Consider the following 1310-nt stretch of genomic DNA (forward strand, 5'->3'; position numbering starts at 1 on the left):
AGGTGGGTGCCGGGGCGCGGGCCTGCACCCTGCTGGTGCGGATCGGCGCCGAGGCGCGGGGGACCGCATCGGGCTATGTGGTCACGTTCGACGACATCACCGAGCTGCAGGCCGCGCAGCGCAAGGCGGCCTGGGCCGACGTGGCGCGCCGCATCGCGCATGAGATCAAGAACCCGCTGACCCCGATCCAGCTTTCGGCGGAACGGCTGAAGCGCCGCTTCCTGCGCGAGATCACCTCGGACCCCGAGACGTTCAGCCAGTGCGCGGACACGATCGTGCGGCATGTCGGCGATATCGGGCGCATGGTCGATGAATTCTCGGCCTTCGCGCGGATGCCGCAGCCGATCATCCGGCCCGAGGACCTGTCGCGCATCGTGCGCGAGGCGCTGGTCCTGCAGCGGACCGCGCATCCCGAAATCCGCTACGAGACGGACCTGCCCGACCACGGGCCGGTGGTGGCGTGCGACCGGCGCCTGTTGGGGCAGGCCCTGACCAATTTGTTGCAGAATGCGACGGACGCCATTGCAATGGTGCCAAAAGACGGGGATGCTGCGCAGGACCCGGCCGGTCCTGCCGGGACTGTCCGGATTGTCTTGCGGATCGAGGGGGCGGCGGCGCAGCTTTCGGTGGCCGATGACGGCATCGGCCTGCCGGAGGAAGACCGGCAGCGCCTGACCGAGCCCTATGTGACCCATAAGCCGAAAGGGACCGGCCTGGGGTTGGCGATCGTCAAGAAAATCATGGAAGATCACGGCGGGAGCATCCGTCTGGAGGACCGGCCGGACGCGAGGGGAGCGGTTTCGATTTTGATATTGCCTGTAAAGGACGACCATGGGGCATGAGATCCTGATCGTCGATGATGAGCCCGACATCCGGCTGCTTGTCGACGGTATCCTGCGCGACGAAGGCTATGAGACGAGGCTGGCGGGGGATTCGGATTCGGCGATCAGCGCGTTTCGGGCCCGCAGGCCATCCCTGGTGATCCTGGATGTGTGGCTGCAGGGTTCGCGGCTGGACGGGCTGGGCATCCTGAAGGCGATCCAGGGCGAGGAGCCGGCCGTGCCCACGATCATGATCTCGGGCCACGGCACGATCGAAACCGCGGTGGCGGCGCTGCAGCACGGCGCCTATGACTTCATCGAGAAGCCGTTCCAGTCCGACCGGCTGCTGCTGGTCATCCGCCGCGCGCTGGAGGCGTCGCGCCTGGCGCGCGAGAATGCGGAACTGCGGCTGCGCGCCGGGCCGGAGACGACGCTGTCCGGCGACAGCTCGGTGATCGCGGGGGTGCGCAACCAGATCGAGCGGGTGGC

General features: G+C 67.8%; 2 protein-coding genes. Both read left to right on the forward strand.

The features are described from left to right. A partial coding sequence (locus HUK84_RS18675) for a sensor histidine kinase (protein ID WP_246285774.1) occupies positions 1–842 on the forward strand: 842 nt, incomplete at its 5' end. Beyond that, positions 832–1310: response regulator (locus tag HUK84_RS18680; protein ID WP_176641563.1), on the forward strand; the 479-nt coding region annotated here is incomplete at its 3' end. The genes HUK84_RS18675 and HUK84_RS18680, both read left to right, overlap by 11 nt.

It is taken from the genome of Nguyenibacter vanlangensis, assembly GCF_013376155.1.
GTDB classification, from domain to species: domain Bacteria; phylum Pseudomonadota; class Alphaproteobacteria; order Acetobacterales; family Acetobacteraceae; genus Gluconacetobacter; species Gluconacetobacter vanlangensis.